This is a genomic window from Luteibacter mycovicinus, from assembly GCF_000745235.1.
Lineage (GTDB): Bacteria > Pseudomonadota > Gammaproteobacteria > Xanthomonadales > Rhodanobacteraceae > Luteibacter > Luteibacter mycovicinus.
In genome coordinates, this window is sequence record NZ_JQNL01000001.1 from 4,226,858 (window position 1) to 4,250,725 (window position 23,868).

Annotated in this window: 17 protein-coding genes; 13 read left to right on the forward strand and 4 right to left on the reverse strand. The window is 64.5% G+C overall.

Annotated features, from left to right (window positions below; translation table 11 throughout):
- Positions 1-22 precede the first annotated feature (22 nt).
- Positions 23-1,867 (reverse strand): translational GTPase TypA, encoded by a 1,845-nt coding sequence (typA, locus tag FA85_RS18865; protein ID WP_036113947.1) that lies wholly within the window; start codon positions 1,865-1,867, stop codon positions 23-25.
- A gap of 126 nt (positions 1,868-1,993) precedes the next feature.
- A complete protein-coding gene (locus tag FA85_RS22585; RefSeq protein ID WP_255349735.1) occupies positions 1,994-4,204 on the reverse strand; it encodes a pilin in 2,211 nt (736 codons plus the stop codon).
- A 568-nt stretch (positions 4,205-4,772) separates the two neighbouring features.
- Between FA85_RS22585 and FA85_RS18875 the strand changes: the two genes are divergently transcribed.
- From FA85_RS18875 to FA85_RS18900, 6 genes are all read left to right on the forward strand, one after another.
- The gene (locus FA85_RS18875) at positions 4,773-5,378 is read left to right on the forward strand and encodes a hypothetical protein (protein WP_156108752.1); all 606 of its coding nucleotides are present in this window, start codon (positions 4,773-4,775) and stop codon (positions 5,376-5,378) included.
- A 150-nt stretch (positions 5,379-5,528) separates the two neighbouring features.
- On the forward strand, positions 5,529-7,283 hold the full coding sequence (locus FA85_RS18880) for a 3-hydroxybutyrate oligomer hydrolase family protein (protein WP_036113942.1): 1,755 nt from the start codon (positions 5,529-5,531) through the stop codon (positions 7,281-7,283).
- Positions 7,284-7,409: 126 nt separating this feature from the next.
- The gene (locus tag FA85_RS18885; protein ID WP_036113939.1) at positions 7,410-7,916 is read left to right on the forward strand and encodes a peptidylprolyl isomerase; all 507 of its coding nucleotides are present in this window, start codon (positions 7,410-7,412) and stop codon (positions 7,914-7,916) included.
- A gap of 105 nt (positions 7,917-8,021) precedes the next feature.
- Entirely contained in the window at positions 8,022-9,221 is a 1,200-nt protein-coding gene (locus FA85_RS18890) for an aminotransferase class I/II-fold pyridoxal phosphate-dependent enzyme (protein ID WP_036113937.1), read from the forward strand.
- A gap of 37 nt (positions 9,222-9,258) precedes the next feature.
- The gene (locus FA85_RS18895) at positions 9,259-10,242 is read left to right on the forward strand and encodes a malate dehydrogenase (protein ID WP_036113936.1); all 984 of its coding nucleotides are present in this window, start codon (positions 9,259-9,261) and stop codon (positions 10,240-10,242) included.
- A gap of 207 nt (positions 10,243-10,449) precedes the next feature.
- Entirely contained in the window at positions 10,450-11,391 is a 942-nt protein-coding gene (locus FA85_RS18900) for a cation diffusion facilitator family transporter (protein ID WP_036113934.1), read from the forward strand.
- Between the two features lie 138 nt (positions 11,392-11,529).
- Here the strand turns inward: FA85_RS18900 and gnd are convergent, their stop codons facing one another.
- The gene (gene gnd / locus FA85_RS18905; protein WP_036113931.1) at positions 11,530-12,534 is read right to left on the reverse strand and encodes a phosphogluconate dehydrogenase (NAD(+)-dependent, decarboxylating); all 1,005 of its coding nucleotides are present in this window, start codon (positions 12,532-12,534) and stop codon (positions 11,530-11,532) included.
- Between the two features lie 79 nt (positions 12,535-12,613).
- Positions 12,614-13,576, reverse strand: coding sequence for a glutathione S-transferase family protein (locus tag FA85_RS18910; protein ID WP_036113928.1), 963 nt, complete (start codon positions 13,574-13,576; stop codon positions 12,614-12,616).
- Positions 13,577-13,734: 158 nt separating this feature from the next.
- Here FA85_RS18910 and FA85_RS18915 point away from each other — a divergent pair, with 158 nt between their 5' ends.
- The 7 genes from FA85_RS18915 to FA85_RS18945 all read left to right on the forward strand — a co-directional run bounded on the left by FA85_RS18915 (position 13,735) and on the right by FA85_RS18945 (position 23,850).
- Positions 13,735-14,229, forward strand: coding sequence for a pyridoxamine 5'-phosphate oxidase family protein (locus tag FA85_RS18915; protein WP_036113926.1), 495 nt, complete (start codon positions 13,735-13,737; stop codon positions 14,227-14,229).
- A 73-nt stretch (positions 14,230-14,302) separates the two neighbouring features.
- Entirely contained in the window at positions 14,303-16,240 is a 1,938-nt protein-coding gene (locus FA85_RS18920) for a M1 family metallopeptidase (RefSeq protein WP_036113924.1), read from the forward strand.
- A gap of 2 nt (positions 16,241-16,242) precedes the next feature.
- The gene (locus FA85_RS18925; RefSeq protein WP_036113922.1) at positions 16,243-16,875 is read left to right on the forward strand and encodes a Pr6Pr family membrane protein; all 633 of its coding nucleotides are present in this window, start codon (positions 16,243-16,245) and stop codon (positions 16,873-16,875) included.
- A gap of 94 nt (positions 16,876-16,969) precedes the next feature.
- Entirely contained in the window at positions 16,970-19,159 is a 2,190-nt protein-coding gene (locus FA85_RS18930; protein ID WP_036113920.1) for a catalase, read from the forward strand.
- 89 nt (positions 19,160-19,248) lie between these two features.
- Positions 19,249-21,081 carry an ABC transporter ATP-binding protein gene (locus tag FA85_RS18935; protein WP_036113918.1) on the forward strand — a complete coding sequence of 611 codons (1,833 nt, stop codon included), beginning with the start codon at positions 19,249-19,251 and terminating at the stop codon, positions 21,079-21,081.
- A 169-nt stretch (positions 21,082-21,250) separates the two neighbouring features.
- Positions 21,251-22,153 (forward strand): DMT family transporter, encoded by a 903-nt coding sequence (locus FA85_RS18940; protein WP_036113917.1) that lies wholly within the window; start codon positions 21,251-21,253, stop codon positions 22,151-22,153.
- Between the two features lie 68 nt (positions 22,154-22,221).
- A complete protein-coding gene (locus tag FA85_RS18945; RefSeq protein WP_036113916.1) occupies positions 22,222-23,850 on the forward strand; it encodes a serine hydrolase in 1,629 nt (542 codons plus the stop codon).
- Positions 23,851-23,868 lie beyond the last annotated feature (18 nt).

Genomic DNA, 23,868 nt, shown 5'->3' on the forward strand with positions numbered 1-23,868 from the left:
TCACATCGCGATGTCGCCGCAATTAACCGCGCGACGCCTTCTTACGATCGCCTTCCGTCAGGAACTTCTTCCGCATGCGGATTTCCTTCGGGGTGACTTCGACCAGCTCGTCGTCGTCGATGAAGTCCAGGGCCTGCTCCAGCGTGAACTTGGTCGCCGGGGTCAGCTGAATCGCATCGTCCTTACCGGAGGCGCGCATGTTGGTCAGCGGCTTCGGCTTGATCGCGTTAACGGTGAGGTCGTTGTCCTTGGCATGGATACCGATGAGCTGGCCTTCGTACACCGCGTCACCTTCGGCGGCGAACAGCTTGCCACGCTCCTGGAGGGGCCCAAGCGAGTAGGCCGGGGTGTTGCCGCCGGCATTGGCGATCATCACACCGTTCTGGCGCTTGGCGATGGGAGCCGGGGTGTACGGACCGTAGTGCTTGAACACATGGAACAGCAGGCCCGAACCCTGGGTCAGGGTCTTGAACTGGTTCTGGAAGCCGATCAGGCCACGGGCGGGAATCTCGTACTCGAGACGCACGCGACCGTTACCGTCCGACACCATGTTCTTCAGTTCACCCTTGCGGATGCCCAGGCGCTCCATCACGCCGCCCTGGTGGATCTCTTCGATGTCGATCACCAGTTCTTCGATCGGCTCCATCTTCTGGCCGTCGATTTCCTTGAGGATGACTTCCGGACGCGACACGGCCAGCTCGTAGCCTTCGCGACGCATGTTTTCGATCAGCACCGAGAGGTGCAGTTCACCGCGGCCCGAGACCAGGAACTTGTCGGCGTCGGAGCCGTCTTCGACGCGGAGGGCGACGTTGTGCACCTTCTCGCGATCCAGGCGCTCACGCAGCTGACGGCTGGTCAGGAACTTGCCGCCCGACAGGTCCTTGTTGCCGACGAACGGCGAGTTGTTGACCTGGAAGGTCATGCTGATCATCGGCTCGTCGACGCTCAGCGCGGGCAGCGCTTCCGGCGTATCCGGCGCGGTCAGCGTGTCGGAAATGGTCAGGTCGGGAATGCCCGAGATGGCGACGATGTCGCCGGCTTCGGCACTGTCCTGCTCGATACGCTCGAGGCCCAGGAAGCCCAGCACCTGGACGATCTTGCCCTGACGCTTCTTGCCTTCGCGATCGATGACGGCGACCTGCATGCCCTTCTTCAGGGTGCCGCGCTGCACGCGACCGATGCCGATCACGCCGACGAAGTTGTTGTAGTCCAGCTGGCTGATGCGCATCTGGAAGGGGCCTTCCGGATCGACGTCCGGCCGCGGCGCGTGCTGCATGATCGCTTCGTACAGCGGGGTCATGTCACCTTCGCGGGCGTTCTCGTCGAGCGAGGCATAACCGTTGAGCGCCGATGCGTAAACGATCGGGAAGTCCATCTGCTCATCGGTGGCGCCGAGCTTGGCGAACAGGTCCCAGACCTGCTCGACGACCCATTCCGTACGGGCGGCGGGGCGGTCGACCTTGTTGACGACGACGATGGGCTTGAAGCCCATCGCGAAGGCCTTCTGGGTGACGAAGCGCGTCTGCGGCATCGGGCCGTCCATCGCGTCGACCAGGATCAGCACGGTGTCGACCATCGACAGCACGCGCTCGACTTCGCCACCGAAGTCGGCATGCCCCGGGGTGTCGACGATGTTGATGCGGTTCTTGACGCCCGTCTTCTTGTCTTCCCAGGTGATGGCCGTGTTCTTGGCCAGGATCGTGATGCCACGTTCCTTTTCCTGGTCGTTCGAATCCATGACGCGCTCGGCGAGCACGGTACGCTCGTTGAGCGTGCCCGACTGCTTCAGAAGCTGGTCGACGAGGGTGGTCTTGCCATGGTCGACGTGAGCGACGATGGCGATGTTGCGCAGGAATTCGATCGACATGCGTTATGCGCCGGCGTAAAGCCGGATCGCCTCTTTGGTTTGGGAAGCCGCCGATTATAAAGGAAATTGACGACTTTCGCATGACGGGCGAGGCTCCGTTCAGGAACCCCGCCCGGCAGACCGGTTTCAGAGCCCGGGCAACGCGTCCCGGCAGCTTGCCGGCAGGTATTTCTCGTCGATGCCTTCGCCCGAGCAGGTCCAGCCGACCTTACCGCCCTCGACCCTGGGCAGCAGGATCAACTGGCCACCGTCGAGCTTGGGATCGGCCTTGTGCGGGGCTTCGCCGTCGAGGTTGACGGTGATTTCGCCACCCTGTCCGACCTCGACCGAGCTGACGTAGTCGTTACCGAGGGCTTCCCCATCGTCCAGGCCAGCCGCCTTGTTGCTGGCGGGAAACTTCCCCGTGGTCAGGCGGTGCTCGGCCACAGCTGTCTTGACCGGGTCGGCGGCGGAAAGGGCGCCGGCCACCTGGCTGCGCAGCGTGTACTCCTGATACTGGGGGACGGCGATGGCGGCGAGGATGGCGGTGCCGGCGATGACCGTGGCGCCGCCACCTTCACCGACGAGCTCGACGGGGGAGTGCTCGTAGGTGAGCGAGAAGCCCAGAGTGTCCTTGTCGGCTTCGAGCGCCGCGCCCAGAACGCCCTGGTCCGGAAGGCCAAGTGTGTGAGCCGATGGCAGGGTGCTGATGTCGGCATCGGAACCGGTGGCCCCCGCGACGAACTGCAGGAGCGACAGATACAGATAGTAGGCGTCGCGCTGGGCTCCATGGGTGGTCGCGGTGAAGCCCGCCACCGTGCGCTGGCCCGGGTAAGACCTTGCCTTGAACCAGTCATCCAGCGAAGTGTCGGGTCCGGCGGCCGCGCGATCGGACAGGGCCTGAGGGACTTTGGCAAAGACAGCCCAGTCGCCTTCTTCCGTCCACCATGTACGGCCGCCGAAGCGATCGACCATCTGCATGAACGCACGCATGGACGGGTCGCTGTCCGGCGGCAGGTTCGTGGCAGCCTGTCCTGGGATCGACAGCCAGTGCACCTCGGCGCCGTCGACCTTCGCCGTGCCGGTCTTCCAGCCGTTGCCCTTGTTCTGGTCAATCAGCTCGTGCCAGCCCTTCCAGTCGCGGACGCGTGTAGCGTAGTAAAGGCCAGCATCGTCGGCGAAGACGACCGTCTCCGGGCCGAACCAGGCCGTGTATCGCTCAGGATCGAAGTGGTAGCGCTTCGAGAGGCGGTCGACGCTTTCGTGGAATGCCTTCGCGCCTTCCGCTCCGAAGTCGAGATTGAGATTGCCTTCGAAGGCTTTCCACGTCTCGGCGGTCGGCGTATTCAGGGTGACGGCCCAATGGGGCGCGCCGACGCTCTTTACCGTCGGCGCAAAGGACGTCGGCGACAGGTACTGCAGCAGGCGGGCCTGAGGCGCGTGCACCAGCAGCTGAAGCTGCCCGCGACCATTGACGGTGCCTGCGCCGAAGGCCACGGCGTCCGCCTTGGAAGCGAAGTCGGCCGGCAACCGGCCCAGCGGGGAATCGCCGGCCTGCGCCGCGGCAACGGCGCCGATGCCGCGCATGCTGATCCAGCCGAAGAAGCCCTCGCCCGAGGTGTCGATGCGTGGCTCGAGCGCCGAGAGGCTGGCCGGTGCCGCAGCGGCCGTGGCCTTGTCGACGTCGGCGATGAGCGTGGTCAGGGCGGTTCCGTCGATGCCGGGCTGCTCGGCGGCGAGCCCTTTCATGTGTCCAGTCACCCAAAGACGGCGCGTGGTGACGTCGTAATGCAACGCTCCGCCGTCGGACGCGAGTTGTCCGTTGCCTTGCGCGTCGAGCGGCGCCTTGAGTAGCGGGGTTTCGCCGCCGAGGCTCTTGAGGCGCGCGTTAAACGCATCGACCGACGGGAAGTCGAGCACGGCTGTGACGACCACGCGCGACGTGAAAGAGGGGATGCCGAGGGGATCGACGATGATGCCCTCGATCGGCGACCGCAGGTCGCCGAGCAGGAGATTCGCAACCGGCGCGATTTTCAGGTCGGCGAGCAGTTTGTCCTTGCCGATGCTTTCGCGGATCTTCGCGATCGCATCCAGGTGCGCCTTCGTCGACAGGGCGGCATCCAGCGGGCGTCCTGCCGGGACCGCGCCGAGCATGCCCCACGGCGAAGGAATTCGCAGATACGCGACGGTCTGGGCGGGCAGGTGCTGACGTAACCATGCGGGCGAAGCGATGACGGCCTGCGCGGCGGCAACGGCCTTCGGATCGGCGGCGGGTGCTTCGTCTTTCTTGTGGCAGGCAGCCAGTCCCAGACCCGCGACGATCGCGGCGGACAGCAGGACGTTACGACGGGCAGTCATTGCTCAGTATCCCCTTGGGTTCTTCCGGCTCCTGCCGGGATCCGGAGCATACCTTGGCGCGCTGCGATATTTCGCGAGAACTTGCGCATAATCGACGTGCTGTTGCCTCCAAAGAAACGTGCTCGCTATGACTTGTCCGTTTCGGCTGGTGGGGTGGCGTCCTGTGGAGACGATGTTCGCAGCTATTGGCGGCAGGCGGAGATTCCCTCAGACTTCGGGCTGTCGCTACTGGCGATCGGGGAGATCCATGGACAGGAACGAGAAGCGCGGCCCGCGTTTATTGATCTGGCTGATGACGGCCTCGCTGGTCGCGACGGGCGTGTTGTTTCGCAACCTTTCGGCCGAAGGTGCCGAGGGCAGCGGTATAAGCGCTGTCGCTGCGGGTCCAGATCCCGGCGAGGCGGTCCAGCGCACTTTTTCGGGCCCTCGTCGAACCGGCGCCGGGCCAGCGACCAGGGGCGCTTCCGTTCCTGTAGCGGCAGGGGCATACGTACTGCCAGGCGACACTTACGAGACCGTCGTTGCCCGGCTCGCGCCGCGTGCCGCCACGGACAGTTCGGCGCTTCTCGTGCTCTACGATGCCGCAGCAGCGTGTGCGCAAGCGCCGCTGCCGGGGTGGCGTGGGCGCGTGTCGTCAGATCCGAGAGCCAGGATATTCCTCGACTGGAAAGAGCGCTTCTGCCAGGGGCGTGTGACGACGGTCGAACGCGGTGTTTATGAGGCGAGTCGCCTGGCCGGCATGATCGCGCGTCATCCGGACTGGAGCACTTTCGACGAGGATCACGCCGTTCCTTATGAGATCGTGCTCGACTCGCCCAACCTCGAAGACGCCGATCTGATATCGGGCTTGTTGGAAGCGGATGCGGAGCCCTGGCCATTCGCCATGGATCTTGTCGAGGGAACGGCATACGAGAAGAAGGCGCACGTGTACCAGCACATCGCGCTGGAAGACCTCCGATGTGGCGAAACGGGAGAATGTGGCCCCGATGGTCCTCGTACGGCGTGGCTGTGCGCGATCAATCTGAATGCGGTATGCAAGGCCGGACAGAGCGTCGCTGACATGTGGCGAGACGAGTTCAGCCCGGACGAGTTGAACATCATTGGTGAGATCGAACAGCGCATCGTGGATGAGCGGCTCCGGCGTCAGGCAGGCCTGGCAGGGCACGACAGGTAGTAGCCAGATGGTGGAGAAGTGCGGGCGGGGGATCGTCTGGCTGGCGACCGAGAGGCGGTTACGCTGGAACGCCCGTCGCATCGGCAAGCTCAGCCAGCGCCGCTGACCGGTATGCTCGGCATCCCGGCGTTCCCCACGAGATAGCGCGTCATGTCAGCACCCGACACCTTCGGCGATGTCCGCGTCACCACCCATCGGGATGGCGACGATCTGCTCAGTGCCGGTCTCGGCTTGCGCGGACTGACGGGCACGTCCACGGCGTTCGCGCAGCCAACGTCGCCGACGCCTGCGGAGCTCCGCCGACGGGCTATCCAGAGCAGTTGGAAAGGCATAGCCGATCTGGGTCCGCTCGGCGGCTTCGGCACGCTTTACGGACAGGTGCCGGATGTACCAGGGCGCGAGTACACCGCGTTCGCCACGCTGTCCGGTGCACGTGCGTCACATCGTGTGCTGGCGCAGATCCCCGATGATTTCGATCACGCGCAGCGCTGCCTGGTCGTCACCGCCTCGTCGGGATCGCGTGGCATCTATGGTGCGATCGCCCTCGCCGGAGGCTGGGGTCTGTCGCGAGGCTGCGCGGTGGCGTACACGGACAAAGGCGCGGGCGCGGGGTATTTCGATACCGCCGATAGAACGGGTGTGGCGCTCGACGGAACCCGGGCGAAGGCGGGGGAGGCGTCACTCGAATTCGAAGCTCAGGACGCGCCGCACGACGCGGGTATCGCGGTGAAGCACGCGCACTCGGGCGACAACCCGGAAGCGGACTGGGGTCGACACGTTTTGCAGGCGGCGCGTTTCGGCCTCGCCATGCTCGATCGTGCGTTTCCGGACGAGGCGCCGTTCACACCAGAGAACACGTGCATCATCGCTACCGGTCTCTCGAACGGCGGCGGCGCCGTGCTGCGTGCCGCCGGCGATGACGCTGAGGGCATCCTCGCGGCGGTCGTCGCCCTTGAGCCCAACATCCACGTCGAAGGGCATGGGCGGCCGTTCTACGACTATGCGACCGAGGCGGCCCTGCTGTTGCCTGCCGCCCTGGCGGCGCGTGAGTTCGACGGCGTGCCATTCGCGCGGGTCGGTGCGGTCTCGCCCCCGGCCTGGGCTTTGCGAGGTGCCGCGCTTCGTGCGCATGGACGGCTGAAGGCTTTCATGCCGGGCCCGCAGGCCGACGAAGCGCTGGCCATGCTGCGGGCGTCAGGCTGGGACGACGACGCCCTCAAGGTGGGCGCGTCGTCGACCTCGCTGGATCTCTGGCGCGCGGTTACCGCGGCCTATGCCTCCGCCTACCTGCGACGCCCGGCGGGCTCGATGCCATGCGGGTTTTCTTATCGCGCGCAGCATGCCGGCGGCCTGGCCGGTCCGGCGGAGGCGATCATCCGGGCCGCCTGGTGGGCTGAGGGTTCCGGGGTACCCCCGGGCGCCGGGGTCATCCTTGCCTGCGGCACCGACTTCTCGCTCGACCCGACCCTGCCTGGCCATCTGAGTCTGCGTGACTTGTGGACAGGGCAGGGCGAGGACGGTGTCGGCCTGCGCGCTGGTGTAGCGGCCACAGCGGCGACGCTGCCACGCGCCGCGCTCCCGATCCTCATCGTGCACGGGGCGCAGGACGGTCTGATCCCCGTGGCCTTCACCTCGGAGCCCTACGTAAAGTGGCTGCGCGCTTCCGGCCGATCGCCCGTGTTCTGGAAGGTGCCGTACGCCCAGCACTTCGATTCCTTCCTGGCCTTCCCGGACTTCGGAGACGGCCACGTGCCGCTGCTGCCTTACGGCTACGCGGCGCTGGATCGGGCCTGGGCGCACCTCAAGGAGGGCAGGGCGCTGCCTGAGGATGCCGCCGTGCGCGATGCCCGCCCTCGCGGGGCAGGTTCCCTGACCGCCGAAGCGCTGGCCCTGCCGCGGACCTGAACGCACCATCACGCTTTACCGCTTGAACTGTTGGGCAGGTGGCGCCATCTTCGTTAGCCTTTGCAGCCCACCGGACCGGCCGCTCGCAGTGGATAGTCCGATTTTCAACGAGTTACAGGAATTGCGATGACCATTACCGTCACCATGAAGACCAACAAGGGCGATATCCACCTCCGCCTGCACGACGACAAGACCCCGGTTACCGTGGCCAACTTCGTCAACCTGGCCAAGCGTGGCTACTACGATGGCAAGACGTTCCACCGCGTCATCCCCGACTTCATGATCCAGGGCGGTTGCCCCGAGGGTTCGGGCCGTGGCGGTCCGGGCTACAAGTTCGGTGACGAGTTCGACGCCAGCCTCAAGCACGACAAGCCGGGCATCCTGTCCATGGCCAACGCCGGCCCGGGCACCAATGGCTCGCAGTTCTTCATCACCCACGGCGCCACCCCCTGGCTCGACGGCAAGCACAGCGTCTTCGGCGAAGTGGTCGGCCCGGACGACCAGGCCGTGGTCAACAAGATCGTCGGCGACGACACCATCGAGACGGTGACCGTCGAAGGCGACGTGGACGCGCTGCTCGAAAAGCAGGCCGCCCAGGTCGCGAAGTGGAACGAGGTGCTCGACAACCGCTGAGCGCCCGTCCGGCGTCAAAGCGTTTGAAACGCCGCCCCCGGGCGGCGTTTTCTTTTTGGGGCGTGTTAAAATGCCGCACTTTGCCCCACCCCCGACGAGGAAACGATGCCGCAGCTCGCCACGCGAATGGGTCGCGCCAAACCCAGTGCGATCATGGTCATTGCCGAGAAAGCCAAGCGCCTCAAGGCTGAAGGCCGCGACATCGTCAGCTTCTCGATCGGTGTCCCCAACTTCCTTCCCGGTGAGCACGTCTATGCCGCCGCCCGCGAGGCGTTGTCGAAGGACTCCGGCCAGTACGGCAGCAACCGTGGCGCCGATGCGCTGGTCGATGCCTTCCTGGTCCACATCGACGCTCTGGGTCTCACCGGCTACAAGCGCGAAAACGTCTCCACCGGCGTCGGTGCCAAACAGATCCTCTACAACCTGGCCGAAGCGCTGCTGGACGAAGGCGACGAAATCGCTTTCCCGGCCCCGTACTGGACCAGCTACCTCGACATCGCCGAGATCGTCGGGGCAAAGATCAACATCCTGCCGTGCCCGCCCGAGCAGCACTACAAGCTCACGCCCGCGCAACTGGACGAAGCGCTGGCGCGCAAGCCGCGTGTGTTCCTGTTCAACAACCCCTCCAACCCGACGGGCATGGTCTATACGCGCGATGAAATCGCCGCGCTGGCCGACGTCATCGCGAAGTATCCGGATACCTGGATCATCACCGACGACATCTACAACACGATGGTGTTCGACGGCGTGGGTTACCACAACTTCGTGCACGTCCGTCCGGAGCTGAAAGACCGCACGATCTTCGTCGATTCGCTGTCGAAGACCTACGGCATGCCCGGCTGGCGCGTGGGCTTCATCGCCGCGCCGGAAACCGTCGCCAAGGCGGTCACCACGCTCAACTCCAATCACATCACCAGCCTGCCGGAAGTGGTCACCGCCGCCGCCGTCGCCGCGCTGGCCGGTCCGCAGGACGTCCCCGCGCAGAAGTGCGTCGAGTTCGCCGGGAAGCGCGACCGCGTCTACAACGCGCTGGTGTCCATTCCGGGCGTGGTCTGCCCACGTCCGCAGGGCGCGTTCTACGCGTTCCCGGACATCTCCGTGGCCTTTGGCAAGAAGCACAACGGCGTGGAGATCACCTCCGACGTCGACTTCTGCGCCGTGCTGCTCGATGCCAAGGGCGTGGCCTGCGTGCCGGGTTCGGCCTTCGGCGAGCCGCGCGCCCTGCGTATTTCCTATTCGTGCCCGGACGAGGCACTCGACAAGGGCATGGCCCGCATCGTCGAGTTCTTCGCCGAGCTGAGCTGATCGTCAGTCCCCCGCGATATCCCTGAGGAGTCGAAAGATGAAAGCACCCGTTCGCGTTGCCGTCACCGGCGCAGCCGGCCAGATCGGTTATGCCCTCCTGTTCCGTATCGCCGCCGGCGACATGCTCGGTCCCGACCAGCCGGTGATCCTGCACCTGCTCGAAATCACCCCGGCGCTGCCCACGCTGCAGGGCGTGGTGATGGAGCTCAACGATTGCGCCTTCCCGACTCTCGCGGGCGTTGTCGCCACCGATGACCTCAACGTCGCCTTCAAGGACGTCGATTACGCACTGCTGGTCGGCGCGCGTCCGCGTGGCCCCGGCATGGAGCGCAAGGACCTTCTGGAAGCCAACGGCGCCATCTTCGGCCCGCAGGGCAAGGCGCTGAACGACCACGCCAAGCGCGACGTGCGCGTGCTGGTCGTCGGCAATCCGGCCAACACCAATGCGCTGATCGCGCAGCAGAACGCTCCGGATCTCGATCCGAAGTGCTTCACCGCGATGGTTCGTCTCGACCACAACCGCGCGCTGTCGCAGCTGGCCGAGAAGACCGGTACGCACTCCACCGACATCAAGAAGCTGACGATCTGGGGCAACCACAGCTCGACCCAGTATCCGGACCTGCACACGACCACCGTCAAGGGCAAGCCGGCGCTCGATCAGGTCGACCAGGCCTGGTACGAGGGCGAGTTCATCCCGACCGTGCAGCAGCGCGGCGCGGCGATCATCAAGGCGCGTGGCGCATCGTCGGCCGCCTCGGCCGCTTCGGCCGCCGTCGATCATATGCGTGACTGGACGCTCGGTACGGCCGAGGGTGACTGGGTCTCGATGGGTATCCCGTCGGATGGCTCGTACGGTGTGGAGCCGGGCGTGATCTTCGGTTATCCGGTGACGGTCAAGGACGGCAAGTACGCCATCGTCCAGGGTCTGGAGATCAACGCGTTCTCGCAGGCGCGTATCGACGCGACCGAAAAGGAACTGCGCGAAGAGCGCGCTGGCGTGGAGCATCTGTTCGCGAAGTAATTCGCGACGGGTTTTGCGTTTGGGAAAGAGCCGCTCCGGTTGGGGCGGCTTTTTTTATGTTTTACCTCGTCGCATGGGTGGAGTTTCCGCGTCCGCGCATCGTTGGCTTTTCGCCCGCAGGGCGGGCTCCTACGGGTGAGCTGCCCTGCGGGCGAGGCTTGCTCATGCTTTACTTGCGGAACACACCCTGTCCGCGACGATGACCCCATGGCCGAAGGTTCAAAACTCGTCGTATACGTCGCGCTCGCGTCCAATGTCGCGATCGCTGTCGCCAAGTTCGTCGCCGCGGCGATCACCGGCAGCTCCGCGATGCTGTCCGAGGGCGTGCACTCCCTCGTCGACAGCATCAACGAGATCCTGCTGCTCTATGGGCTCAAGCGCTCCCAGCGACGTCCGGACCGCCAGCACCCGCTGGGTTTCGGTCGTGAACTCTACTTCTGGAGTTTCATCGTCGCGCTGCTGGTGCTGTCGCTCGGTGCCGGCTTCTCCTTGTACGAGGGCGTCAACCACATCCTGACGCCGGAGCCGCTCGAGGATCCGAAGACCGCTTACATCGTCCTCGCCGTGAGCGTGCTGTTCGAAGGCTCATCGTGGTGGCTGTCGCTCAAGAGTGTGCAGCGGAAGAAGGGCCGGCTCGGGTACTTCGAGGCGTTCCGTCGAAGCAAGGACCCGACCACTTACTCGGTGCTGTTCGAAGACACCGCGGCGTTGCTCGGTCTGGGCATCGCGGCCATCGGTATCTATCTGTCGCACGCGTTCAACGATCCGCGCATCGATGGCTGGGCCTCGGTGGGTATTTCGGTCGTGCTGGCGCTGGCGGCGATCGCGCTGGCTCGCGAGAGCAAGGAGCTGTTGATCGGTGAGCCCGCGCAGCCGAAGCTTCTGGCGCAGGTGTGCAATATCGCGGGCGAGGTACCCGGCATCGAGGCGGTCAATGGCGTGCTGACGGTGCAGGTCGGCCCCGACCACGTGCTGGTGGCGCTATCCGCGGCGTTCGACGATGCGTTGACGACGGTGCAGATCGAGGAATGCGTGCGCGAGATCGAGCGGCGGACGAAAGAGGCGAAGCTGCCGATCGTGGCGTTGTTCATCAAGCCGCAGACGCCCGAACGGTGGCGGGAACGCCTGAACGAGCTGGACGGCAGGTAGGAGCGCGCCTTGCGCGCGATTTGGAGGGTGCTACTGGCGCCCATCGCCCGCAGGGCGGGCTCCTACAGAAAATCGCACGACCCGACACAGATCGCGCGACCAAAAAAAATCCCGCCGAAGCGGGATTTTTCATGCCTTTCAGGAATGATCGCCTTCTTTCGGCGGCTTCCCGCGACCTTCGATGTGACCACCGAAGCCCATGCGCATCGCCGACAGCAGGCGCTCCGCATAGGTGTGGTCCTGACGCGAGCGGAAACGGGCGAACAGGGCGGAGGTGAGTACTTCGGCAGGGACGGCTTCTTCGATCGCGGCGTTCACCGTCCAGCGGCCTTCGCCGGAGTCGTCGACGTAGCCGGAGTAGTTGTCCAGCTCCGGACCCTTGGCCAGCGCGCTGGCCGTGAGATCGAGCAGCCACGAGGACACGACGCTGCCGCGGCGCCAGACTTCGGCGATGTCGGCCATGTCGAGGTTGTAGCGCTCGCGCTCGGGCAGCTGCGTGCCGTTACGGTTCTTCAGGATGTCGAAGCCTTCCGCGAAGGCCTGCATCATGCCGTACTCGATGCCGTTGTGGATCATCTTGACGAAGTGGCCGGCACCGGCGGGACCGGCGTGCATGTAGCCGTTCTCGACGCGCGGGTCACGGCCTTCACGGCTCTCGGTGCGCGGGATGTCGCCGGCGCCCGGCGCGAGGGTCTTGAAGATCGGGTCGAGGAAGTCGACGGTGGGCTTGTCGCCGCCGATCATCATGCAGTAACCGCGATCCAGGCCCCACACACCGCCGGAGGTACCGACGTCGACGTAGTGCTGACCCTTGGCGGCGAGCTCTTCGGCACGGCGGGCATCGTCCTTGTAGAAGGTGTTGCCACCGTCGATGATGATGTCGTCCTTGCCCAGCAGGCCACTGATCTTGGCGATCGTGGTCTCGGTGATCTCGCCTGCCGGCAGCATGACCCAGACGACCTTGGGCGAGGGCAGGGCCTGGACCAGGGCCTCGAGCGACTCGACGGCTTCGCCGCCGTCCTTCGCCAGCGTGGCACGCGCGTCGGCGTTGTTGTCATAGACAACGGTCTGGTGACCGTCCCTCATCAGGCGACGGGCGATGTTGCCGCCCATCTTGCCCAGACCGATCAAACCGATTTTCATGCGTGGGGTCCTCGTGTGTTTATCGGGGGAATATGTGGCTACCCGGTCAGGATGCAAGGCATATCAACGTGTCAGGCACTCAAAGCGGTGCCTCGAAGTCGATATCCGGTCCGGCGGGAACGATCCCGGTCGGGTCCAGCCAGGGGTGGCTCAGGTAATAGTGCTTTTTGATGTGCCCGAAGTCGACCGTTTCGCGAATGCCCGGCTCCTGATACAGCGCGCGCGTATACGCCCAAAGCGCGGGATAGTCGATCAGGCGGCGCAGGTTGCATTTGAAATGTCCGTGGTACACCGGGTCGAAGCGGAGCAGGGTGGTGAACAGTCGCCAGTCGGCTTCGGTCAGGCGGTCGCCACACAGGTAGCGACGGTCCGAGAGGTGCATCTCCAGCCAGTCCAGCGTGTCGAACAGCGGGACGATGGCTTCCTCGTAAGCGTCCTGGCTGCCGGCAAAGCCGGCCTTGTACACACCATTATTCAACGTGTCGTAGATCCGCGCATTGTACCCGTCGATCTCCGCGCGCAGGTCTTGCGGATAATAGTCGCCGCGTCGGGCGCCGACGCCATCGAAGGCGTCGTTGAACATGCGGATGATGTCGGCCGACTCGTTGCTGACGATGGTGCGCCTCTGTTTGTCCCACAGCACGGGGACGGAGGCCCGGCCCGAGACTGCTGGATCGGCCAGTTTGTACAGCTCGAAGACCCGGCGTACCCCGTTGACGTCATCGGGCACGACGCCTTCGGCGGGCTCGAAGGTCCAGCCCTCGTCGCCCATGAGCCAATGTGTCACGGAGAGGCCGATCATCTCGTCGAGGCCTTTGATGGCCCGGAAAATTGCCGTGCGGTGTGCCCATGGGCACGCCCGTGCGATATACAGGTGGTAGCGCCCGGCTTCGGCGGTAAAGCCGCCTTCGCCGGTCGGACCCGCCGAGCCATCCGGGGTAATCCAGTTCCGGAAACGCGTCGGCTCGCGCTCGAAGCGGCCCCCACTCTTGCCGGTGTCGTATCCCGCGGTGGTCCAGGTGCCTTCGACGAGCAGCCCCATGGGCGTCATCCTCGGTGGTAAAACGCCTTGATAGCGCAGGGGGAGAGAAAATTCCGTCATGTGAGGGCGATGTCTGTCCCTCGGGGGAGATGCTTGACGGGTTCTTCAGTGGCTCAGTGGGAGGGTGCGGCTTTCCATTACCTTCAAAGGAGCCTCTCATGACCGACGCACGCCAGCAGGACAACGAGAAGATCTGGTCGCTGATCAAGGACGCCCGCGTCGCCATGCTGACCAGCGAGCGCGACGGCCGGCTCTACAGCCGCCCCATGGTCGCCTCGCAGAAGGCCTTCGATGGCAGCCTCTGGTTTTTCACCCGCAAGAGTTCGCCGAAGGTGGCCGAGGTGGAGGCGCATCGCCAGGTCAACGTCGCCTATGCCAGTTCCTCCGACAACAGCTATGTTTCGCTGTCGGGCGCCGCTGTCGTGGTCGACGACCGCGCTTCCATCGATGCCCACTGGAACGAGTGGATCAAAACCTGGTTCCCGAATGGCAAGGACGACCCGGACATCGCGCTGATCCGTGTCGACGTCGACACCGCCGAATACTGGGATGCGCCCTCGTCGAAGATGGTCGTCGCGTTCGACTATCTGAAGGCGCGCCTCTCGGGAAAGACGCCCGACCTTGGCGAGAATCGCAAGATCGACGTCCGTTGACCTGACTTCTGGCACGGTAGAGGCGGGCTTCGTTTGCCGGTTACGCTCAGGGGTCGTTCCCAGGGTGTCCCCGATGAAAAACGTTGCCCGTCTGTCGCTCGCCAGTGTCGCCCTTGCGGGTTCGCTCGGCGCCGCGGCCGCGACCTTCGATCCGCGCGAAGCGTTCGCTCCGTTCGATTATCCCCAGCCGGCAACGGCTTATCGCTCCGGCAGCGGTACGCCCGGCCCGTTGTTCTGGCAGAACCGGGCGGACTACGACCTGTCCGCCACGCTCGACCCGGTGAGGAATACGCTGGTCGGCAAGACCACGATTCACTACACCAATAACAGTCCCGATGCGCTCGACGTGCTCTGGCTGCAGATGGACGAGAACCGTTTCACCCGCGAGGCCCGCGGCAATTTCACCGGCGGACGGCAGCCTGCGGACAAGCAGCACACCGATGGTTACCGTATCGCGAGTGTCAGCGTCGAGCAGGGTGGCAGGACGGCGCGGGCGGCTTACGTGGTCAGCGATACACGGATGCAGATCCGCCTGCCCGAGGCGGTTTCCGCGAAAGGCGGCAAGGTCTCGGTGACGATCGAATATTCTTACGATCTGCCTGGCGATTTCGGCGGTCGGACGGGATTCGCACCGTCGAAGAACGGGAACATCTACGAGATGGCGCAGTGGTACCCGCGCATGTGCGTGTACGACGATCAACGTGGCTGGGACACCGCGCCCTATCTCAACAGCGAGTTCTACCTCGAGTACGGCGATTTCAACTACGCGATCACCGTACCCTCGGACATGATCGTCGCCGGCTCCGGTGAACTGGTCAACCCGGACGACGTGCTCACGGCCGCGCAGCGAGACAGGCTGGCCAAAGCACGCGAGAGCGACAAGACGGTGATGATCCGCACGCCCGCGGAAGTGACCGATCCGGCCAGCCGGCCGAAGAAGGGCGGCACGCTCACCTGGAAATTCCAGATGAAGAACACGCGTGACGTCGCGTTCGGCGCGTCGACCAGCTACGTGTGGGACGCGGCGCGGATCAATCTGCCCGAAGGCAAGAAAGCCCTGGCCATGTCGGTGTACCCGGTGGAGAGCGTCGGTGACGCGCAGTGGGGTCGTTCGACGGAATACCTGAAGGCTTCTGTCGAGCACTTCTCGACAAAGTGGTACCCGTACCCGTACCCCGTTGCGATCAACGAAGCCGGCGATGCGGCCAGTGGTATGGAATACCCGGGTATCGTCTTCGATCCGATGAAGGCGTCGCCGAAGGATCTCCACATGGTGACCGCGCACGAGATCGGTCACACCTGGTTTCCGATGATCGTCGGCTCCGACGAGCGTCGTAACGCCTGGATGGACGAGGGCTTCAACACCTTCATCGACGTGTATGAGGCGGACGCGTTCAACCGGGGCGAATTCGCGCCGAAGCGCGACAGTGAGTACTCGCCCAAAGGTGGCAATCCGGTCGACGAAATCCTGCCGCTGCTGGCAGACCCGGAAGCGCCGAATCTGCTGATCGGTGCCGACATGGTCAAAGAGAAATACCGGCACCCGGCGACGTACTTCAAGGCGGCCCTCGGCCTGGTGCTGTTGCGCGAGCAGATCGTCGGTCCCGAGCGTTTCGATCCGGCGTTCCGCAAATACATCGCCACCTGGGCCTATAAGCATCCGACACCGTCGGACTTCTTTCGCCTGATGGAGAGCGAAACCGGCGAGGACCTCGGCTGGTTCTGGCGCGGCTGGTATGCCAACAACTGGCAGCTGGACCTTGCGGTGACGAAAGTGGATGGTGCGAAGGTGACCATCGCCAATCTGGATCGGCTGGTGATGCCTGCGACCCTGCGGGTGACCTTCGAGGACAAGACCACGCGCGATATCCGCATCCCGGTGGAGACCTGGCAGCAGCACACGGCCTTCGACGTGACCGTCCCGGGCCAGAAGAAGATCGTGGGCGCCGTGATCGATCCGGATCACGCGCTTCCCGATCGCGACCGCTCGAACAACGTCTGGCCGCACTGACCATGTCGCCCCGGGTTGCCGCTGTCTCAAATCTTTTCGCGATTATCGTCGCAGCGGTCGCCTGGCCGACGCTGATGCTCCAGTACTGGCTGATGCTCTGGTCGGGGCCGGTACTGGAAGTGACGCTGCGTTTCTTCAGCTTCTTCACGATCCTGTCGAACCTTCTGGTCGCGCTGGTCGCCACCTCGTCGGCGACGGGTGGTGAATGGGCGCCCCTGCGGATATGGCGTGGCCCGCGCGTGCGCGGGCTGGCGGCCTTGTCCATTTCGGTGACCTGTCTGATTTACGCGGTGCTCCTGCAGTCGCTCTGGCACCCGATGGGGCCGCAGCTGGTCGCCGATCGTTCGCTGCATTACGTCGTGCCGTTTCTGTTCGTCGTGTGGTGGCTTGCGTTGCTCCCGCATGGCGCACTGGTTTGGGGTGACGCGTTGCGCTGGATGGTGTTTCCGCTGGCTTTCCTGGTATGGACGCTGGGTCGGGGCGCCGTGGTGCATGAGTATCCCTATCCGTTCATGGACGTGGCTCACCTGGGTTACGTCGCGGTGCTGCTCAACAGCCTTCTCGTGGGGGCTCTGTTTCTCGGTCTGGGCCTCGCGCTCGTCGCCCTCGACAAGGCGCTGGCGCGCCACGCCTGATACCTACGTAGAAGTGTGGCCTTTGCACTGGCTTGACCCGCGATTCACGGGGCCGCTGCCATATACCTCCCGTTGAGAACACGCGAGGTACATCATGAGCAAGGCGCCCAAAGCCCCAGCCGACGATTCACGCAAGCACTCCTCCGCCGTCCACGACGATCCCAAGCGCGCCGATCTGGCGAGGGACACCGTCGATGCCACCGGCGCGACGATGACCACGGATCAGGGAACGCGCATCGCTGACGACCAGAACTCGCTGAAGGCCGGCGAGCGCGGCGCGACGCTGCTGGAGGATTTCATCCTCCGCGAAAAGATCACCCATTTCGATCACGAGCGCATCCCGGAACGTATCGTCCATGCGCGCGGTGCCGCGGCGCATGGCTATTTCGAGGCCTACGATTCGCTGGCATCGGTCACGCGCGCGTCCTTTCTTTCACAGAAAGGCAAGCGGACGCCCGTTTTCGTCCGCTTCTCCACCGTAGCGGGATCGCGTGGCTCTACGGATCTCGCCCGCGACGTGCGTGGGTTCTCGGTGAAGTTCTACACCGAAGAAGGCAATTACGATCTCGTCGGCAATAACATCCCGGTGTTCTTCATTCAGGACGCGATCAAGTTTCCCGATCTGATCCATGCGGTGAAACCCGAGCCGCATAACGAGATTCCGCAGGCCGCCAGCGCACACGACACCTTCTGGGATTTCATCTCCCTGATGCCCGAGTCGATGCACATGATCATGTGGGCGATGTCGGACCGTGCGATTCCGCGCAGCTACCGGATGATGGAAGGGTTCGGCGTCCACACGTTCCGTTTCGTCAATGCGGCGGGCAAGTCGACCTTCGTCAAATTCCACTGGAAGCCGAAGCTCGGTCTGCACAGCGTGGCCTGGGACGAAGCGCTGAAGATCTCCGGCAACGACCCCGACTTCCATCGGCGCGATCTGGCCGATGCCATCACGGCGGGCGATTTCCCGGAGTGGGAGCTCGGTGTACAGCTGGTCGACGAGGAAGACGAGCACAAGTTCGATTTCGATCTGCTCGATCCGACCAAGCTGATTCCGGAAGAGGTAGTGCCCGTGCGCCTCATCGGCCGCATGGTGCTGGACCGCAACCCGGATAATTATTTTGCCGAGACCGAACAGGTCGCGTTCCATCCCGGACACGTCGTGCCGGGTATCGATTTCAGCAACGATCCCCTGCTGCAGGGACGCCTGTTCTCGTATACGGACACGCAGCTCTCGCGCCTGGGCAGCCCTAACTTCCACGAGCTGCCGATCAATCGTGCCGTGGTTCCGGTCCGCAATCACCAGCGCGATGCCCACATGCGGCACACGATCGACAAGGGGCGCGTCGCGTATGAGCCCAACTCGCTGGGCGGCGGGTGTCCGTTCCAGGCCTCCTGGAAGGATGGCGGATTCACGTCGGTGAACGAGCGCATCGACGCGCGGAAGGTACGTGCGCGTAGTGAAACGTTCCTCGATCACTTCACGCAGGCGCGCATGTTCCTGCACAGCCAGTCCGAGGCCGAGTACAACCATATCGTCAGCGCGCTGCGCTTCGAGCTGGGCAAGGTACAGGAGCCGACGGTACGGCAACGCATGCTGTTCATGCTGGCTCAGGTCGACACGGACCTTGCGGCGAGCGTGGCGCAGGCGCTCGGCATTCCCGTCCCGAAGAAGAGCGACGGGCCGCTCAACCGAAGCGTGCCAGCCGACGCGGATCCGAAGAGTTATCAACCGACGCCGGCGCGTGACGTGCCGGTCTCCCCGGCGCTCAGCATGCGCCACCGGCCAGGCGACACCCTGGCGACGCGCAAGGTAGCGGTGCTGCTGGCCGATGGCTTCGCGGCTGATGACGTCGCTGCGGTACGCAAGGCCCTCGAGCAGAGTGGGGTACAGGTCAAGTTCGTCGCACCTCAGCTTGGTTCGATTCGCTCGAACGGCGATGCCGTCGAGGCCGACTTCAGCTTCCTCACGAGCAATTCGGTGCTGTTCGATGCGATCTACGTGCCGGGCGGCCGGGGTAGCGTCGATCTGCTGAAGCGCGTGCCGGATGTCGCGGACTTCATCAAGGACAGCTGGCGCCATTGCAAGGCCATCGCTGCCAGCGGTGAAGGCGCCGAGCTTCTCGTCGGTCTGCCCGGCGGTGTCGCCGTCGGCGAAAAAAAGGACGTCCGCAGCGAGCACGGCGTGGTCGTCACAGGCGGAAAGGCCAGCGATGGGTTCGCGAGGGGCTTCGTGCAGGCGCTGGCCGCGGGACGGCACTGGGAGCGTGAAACGCTCTCCTGATCGGAGCCCTGGCCGGGGGATACGTGGACCACGTATCCCCCGGTGCCCTACGACGTCGGCGTGACTCGATACCGGTCTACAATGCCGGCATGATATTCCGATGGTTCGAATCCCTGATCGACATTTTCCGCGAGGTCCCTGATCGGACCCCGCCGAAGAGTGTCGTCCGCTTCTATGCCCATTACCTGCGTCAGGTATGGAAGATCTTCGTCGCAGCCCTCGTGGTGGGGCTGGCCGTCGCCCTGATCGAAGTCGCCATGTTCGACTTTCTGGGGCGCCTGGTCGACATGGCGCAGAAGACGCCGGCGGCGACTTTCTTCCAGACGCACGCCGGCACGCTCGCGTGGATGGCGTTCGTCGTGGTCGTCCTGCGTCCCCTCTCGATCGGGATTCACGATCTCCTGGTCAACCAGACACTCAATCCCGGCATGACCAGCATGATGCGCTGGCAGCATCATCGCTATGTGCTCAAGCAGAGCCTGTCCTTTTTCCAGAACGACTTCGCCGGGCGCATCGCCAATCGCATCATGCAGACGGCGCCCTCGCTGCGGCAGTCGGCCGTGCAGGTGGTTGACGCCCTCTGGTACGTCACCGTCTATGCCGGTACCTCGATCTACCTGTTCGCCAAAGCGGACATCTGGCTGGCCGTTCCGCTGATCTGCTGGATCGCTGGCTATATCGGCATGCTCGTGTTCTTCGTGCCGCGGGTGAAGGAGCGTTCGTGGAAGGCGTCGGAGGCCCGCTCGAAGCTGATGGGGCGCATCGTCGACGGCTACAGCAACGTGATGACGCTGAAACTCTTCGCCCATACGAATCGCGAGGAAGCCTATGCGCGTGAAGCCATCGTCGAGCAGACCGAGAAGGTGCGGTCGTCGAGCCGCATGGTCACGACGATGGATGTCTCCATCACGACGCTCAACGGCCTGCTGATCGGCTTCACCAGCGCACTGGCGTTGTGGCTTTGGTCGCGTGGCACGGTGACGACGGGTCAGGTGGCGCTCGCCGTGGGCCTGGTCATCCGTATCAACAACATGTCCGGCTGGATCATGTGGGTGGTCAACGGCATCTTCGAGGATGTCGGTACCGTCCAGGATGGCATCACCACGCTCTCGCAGGAACGTACGGTGGTCGATCGGGCCGACGCCGTGCCGCTGGTGGTGTCGAAGGGCGAGGTCCGCTTCGACGATATTCATTTCCATTACGGCAAGGCCGGCGGCATCATCGGCGGCCTCGATCTGGTCGTGCGTGCGGGTGAGAAGATCGGACTGGTCGGGCCGTCGGGTGCCGGCAAGTCCACGATGGTGAACGTGCTGCTGCGTCTCTACGACCTCGAGGACGGGCACATTTACATCGATGGGCAGGATGTCGCGAAGGTCACCCAGGAATCGCTGCGCTCGAAGATCGGCGTGGTGACGCAGGATACTTCGCTGCTGCATCGATCGATCCGGGACAACCTGCTTTACGGGCGTCCGGATGCGACCGACGCGGAGATGGCCGAGGCCGTCCGGCAAGCTCGTGCGGATGAGTTCATCCCGCTGCTGTCGGATGGCGAAGGTCGCACGGGTTACGACGCCCACGCCGGCGAGCGTGGCGTGAAGCTATCGGGTGGCCAGCGGCAGCGTATCGCCATTGCGCGCGTCCTGCTGAAAGATGCGCCCATTCTGGTTCTGGACGAAGCCACCTCGGCGCTGGATTCCGAAGCGGAGGCAGCGATCCAGGAGAGCCTCGAGACGCTGATGCGCGGCAAGACCGTTATCGCGATCGCCCACCGCCTGTCGACCATCGCGAAGATGGATCGTCTCGTCGTGATGGAGCACGGGGCCATCGTGGAGACCGGCACGCATTCGGAGCTGATTGCGCGTGGCGGCCTTTATGCGCGCTTGTGGGCGCATCAGACCGGTGGCTTCGTCGGGGTGGAGTAGGGCGGCCTCCCAGGCTCCAGGGTTTCCCGCTCCGCCCGCTCAGTGAACGCAAGGGACGGGGAGGGGCGCATGGCAGGCATGAATCGGGCGATAGGCAGCGTTGCAAAGAACGCGCTTGTCGGCCCCGTGGTTCCGGCGACAATGAGGGCCAGACACAAGTGAGGTTCGTATGTCCGCTGCCACCGATGCCCCCGTCGATTCGATCACGCCGACCGCCACGCGGGACTGGCGTACACCGGTCGAGCTGGTGGCCCTGGGCGCCATCTGGGGCGGCTCGTTTCTCTTCATGCGCGTGGCCGCGAAAGACTTCGGCCCGTTCCCGATGGTGGCGACGCGCCTGCTGTTCGGTTCGGTGATCCTGCTGCCGCTGTTGTGGCGCGCCCGCGGCACCCTGCGCTTTTCGCATCTGTGGAAGATGCTGGTGCTCGGCGCATTGAGCGCGGCCGTCCCGTTCACCCTGTTTGCCTGGGGCGCGGAACGCGCGCCGGCTGGCATTGGCGCCATCGCCAACAGCATGACGGTCCTCTTCGCGGCCCTCGTCGCCTTCGTCGGCTTCGGTGACAAGATCGGCACGCGCAAGGCCATCGCCCTGGTCGCCGGCTTTATCGGCGTGGTGATTCTCGCCAGCGGTCGCACCGCGGGTGACAACGTGGCACCGGCCGCCCTGGCGGGCGCCGCGGCGTCATTCTGCTACGGACTTGCCGGCAATCTGATCAAGCGCTACCTGTCCGATATCGCGCCCACGGCAGTAGCGGCCGGGTGCCTGCTCGGTGCGACCCTTCTGACCGCGCCGCTGGCCGTGCTGACCTGGCCCGACGCGCCCATTCCCGTGAGGTCGTGGGTCGCCGTCACGGCGCTGGGTGTGCTTTCCACCGGTCTGGCCTACGCGTTCTACTTTCGCCTCATCCAGCGTATCGGTGCGCCGCGCGCCGCCACGGCGACCTATCTGGTGCCCCTGTTCGGCGTGGCCTGGGCCTGGATGTTCCTCGGCGAGGCGCTGACACCGACCATGGCGCTCGCCGGCGCGATCATTCTCGGCAGCGTGCTTTTCAGCCAGAAAAGCAAGGCCTGAGAGAAGTCTTTCGCCGGACGGCGATGCGTGGAATAGTCCCCACACCGTTTTGCCTGCAGGGGCTTTCCATGTCGCGTCTTCGTTATCTCCTCGCCTTCGGCGTCACCAGCTTCGCGTTCGCGCTCGCCGCGCAGGGGCAGGACGCGGGGCCGCCGTCCCCGTCCGCCGCCACGGCATCCCGCCCGGCGGCGCTGGCCGACTTCGACGCCTATGTCGATGCGACGCGCAAGCAGTTCGACGTGCCAGGTATCGCCGTGGCGATCGTCAAGGACGGCAAGATCGTCCTCGAGATGGGCTCGGGCGTGCGCAAGCTAGGCGAGCCGGCGAAGGTCGACGCGCATACGCAGTTCGCCATCGCGTCGAACACCAAGGCGTTTACCGCGGCGTCGCTGGCCATCCTCTCCGACGAGAACAAGCTGGACATGAACGACCGGGTGGTCGACCGGCTGCCCTGGTTCCAGATGTCGGATCCCTACGTGACCCGCGAGATGCGCGTGCGCGATCTGCTTGCGCATCGCAGCGGCCTGAGCCTTGGCGCGGGCGACCTGTTGTACTGGCCCGCGACGACGTACACCACGAAGGAAGTGGTGCAGCGTCTGCGCTACGTGCCGGTGACCAACAGCTTCCGTGCGGAGTATGCATACGACAACATTCTCTTCGCGGTGGCGGGCCTGGTGATCGAGCAGGTCTCGGGCAAGCCCTGGGCCGACTTCGTGCACGATCGCATCTTCGTTCCGCTGGGCATGACCGAGTCGCAGACGCATGCGCCGGAAAGCATCGGCCCGAACGACGACATCGCTACCGGTCACGCCAAATTCGACTTCAAGGACCTGAAGCCGGTCGCGCCGATGTCGTGGAACAACAATCCTTCTGCGGGCGGCATCTACTCGAGCGTGCACGACCTGTCGAAGTGGCTGACCATGCAGCTCGATGGCGGCACGTACAAGGACGGCAGCGGCAAAGAGCAACGTCTTTTCAGCGAGAAGCGTCAGGCCGAGATGTGGTCGTTGATCACGCCGATCCGTATCCCTGAGCCCACCGTGCCCGAACTCAAATCGGCCAGACCGAACTTCTCCGGCTACGGCGAAGGCTGGTTCGTCTCCGACTATCGCGGTCACAAGCTGGTCTGGCACACCGGCGGCTGGCCCGGCATGGTCTCGCGCGTCACGATGGTTCCCGACCTCAAGCTGGGTATCGTGGTGCTGACCAATCAGGAGAGCGGCGCCGCGTTCCAGGCGGTGACCATGCGTGCGCTGGACGCATTCACCGATGCGCCGAAGACCGACTGGATCGCCGCATACGCCGCCGGCGTCAAAAAAGCGGAAGGCAACGCCGACGACAGCATGAAGAAGCATGAGGCGGCGCGCATGAAGGGTGCGAAGCCGTCGCTGCCGCTCGATGGTTATGTGGGTACGTATCGCGATCCGTGGTACGGCGACGTCAAGGTGTCGAAGCAGGGCGGCAAGCTGTCCATGACCTTCAGCAAGACCGCGCAGCTCAGCGGCACGCTGGAGCCGTGGCAGCACGATACCTTCATCGCTCACTGGACGGATCGGTCGCTCAACGGCGATGCATTCGTCAACTTCTCGCTGGATCCGGATGGCAAGGTCCGCGAAGTGCGGATGGAGCCCGTCTCACCGTTGACCGACTTCAGCTTCGACTTCCAGGATCTGCGCCTGGTGCCGGTCGAGAAATAAGACTTACAGGAGCGCCTT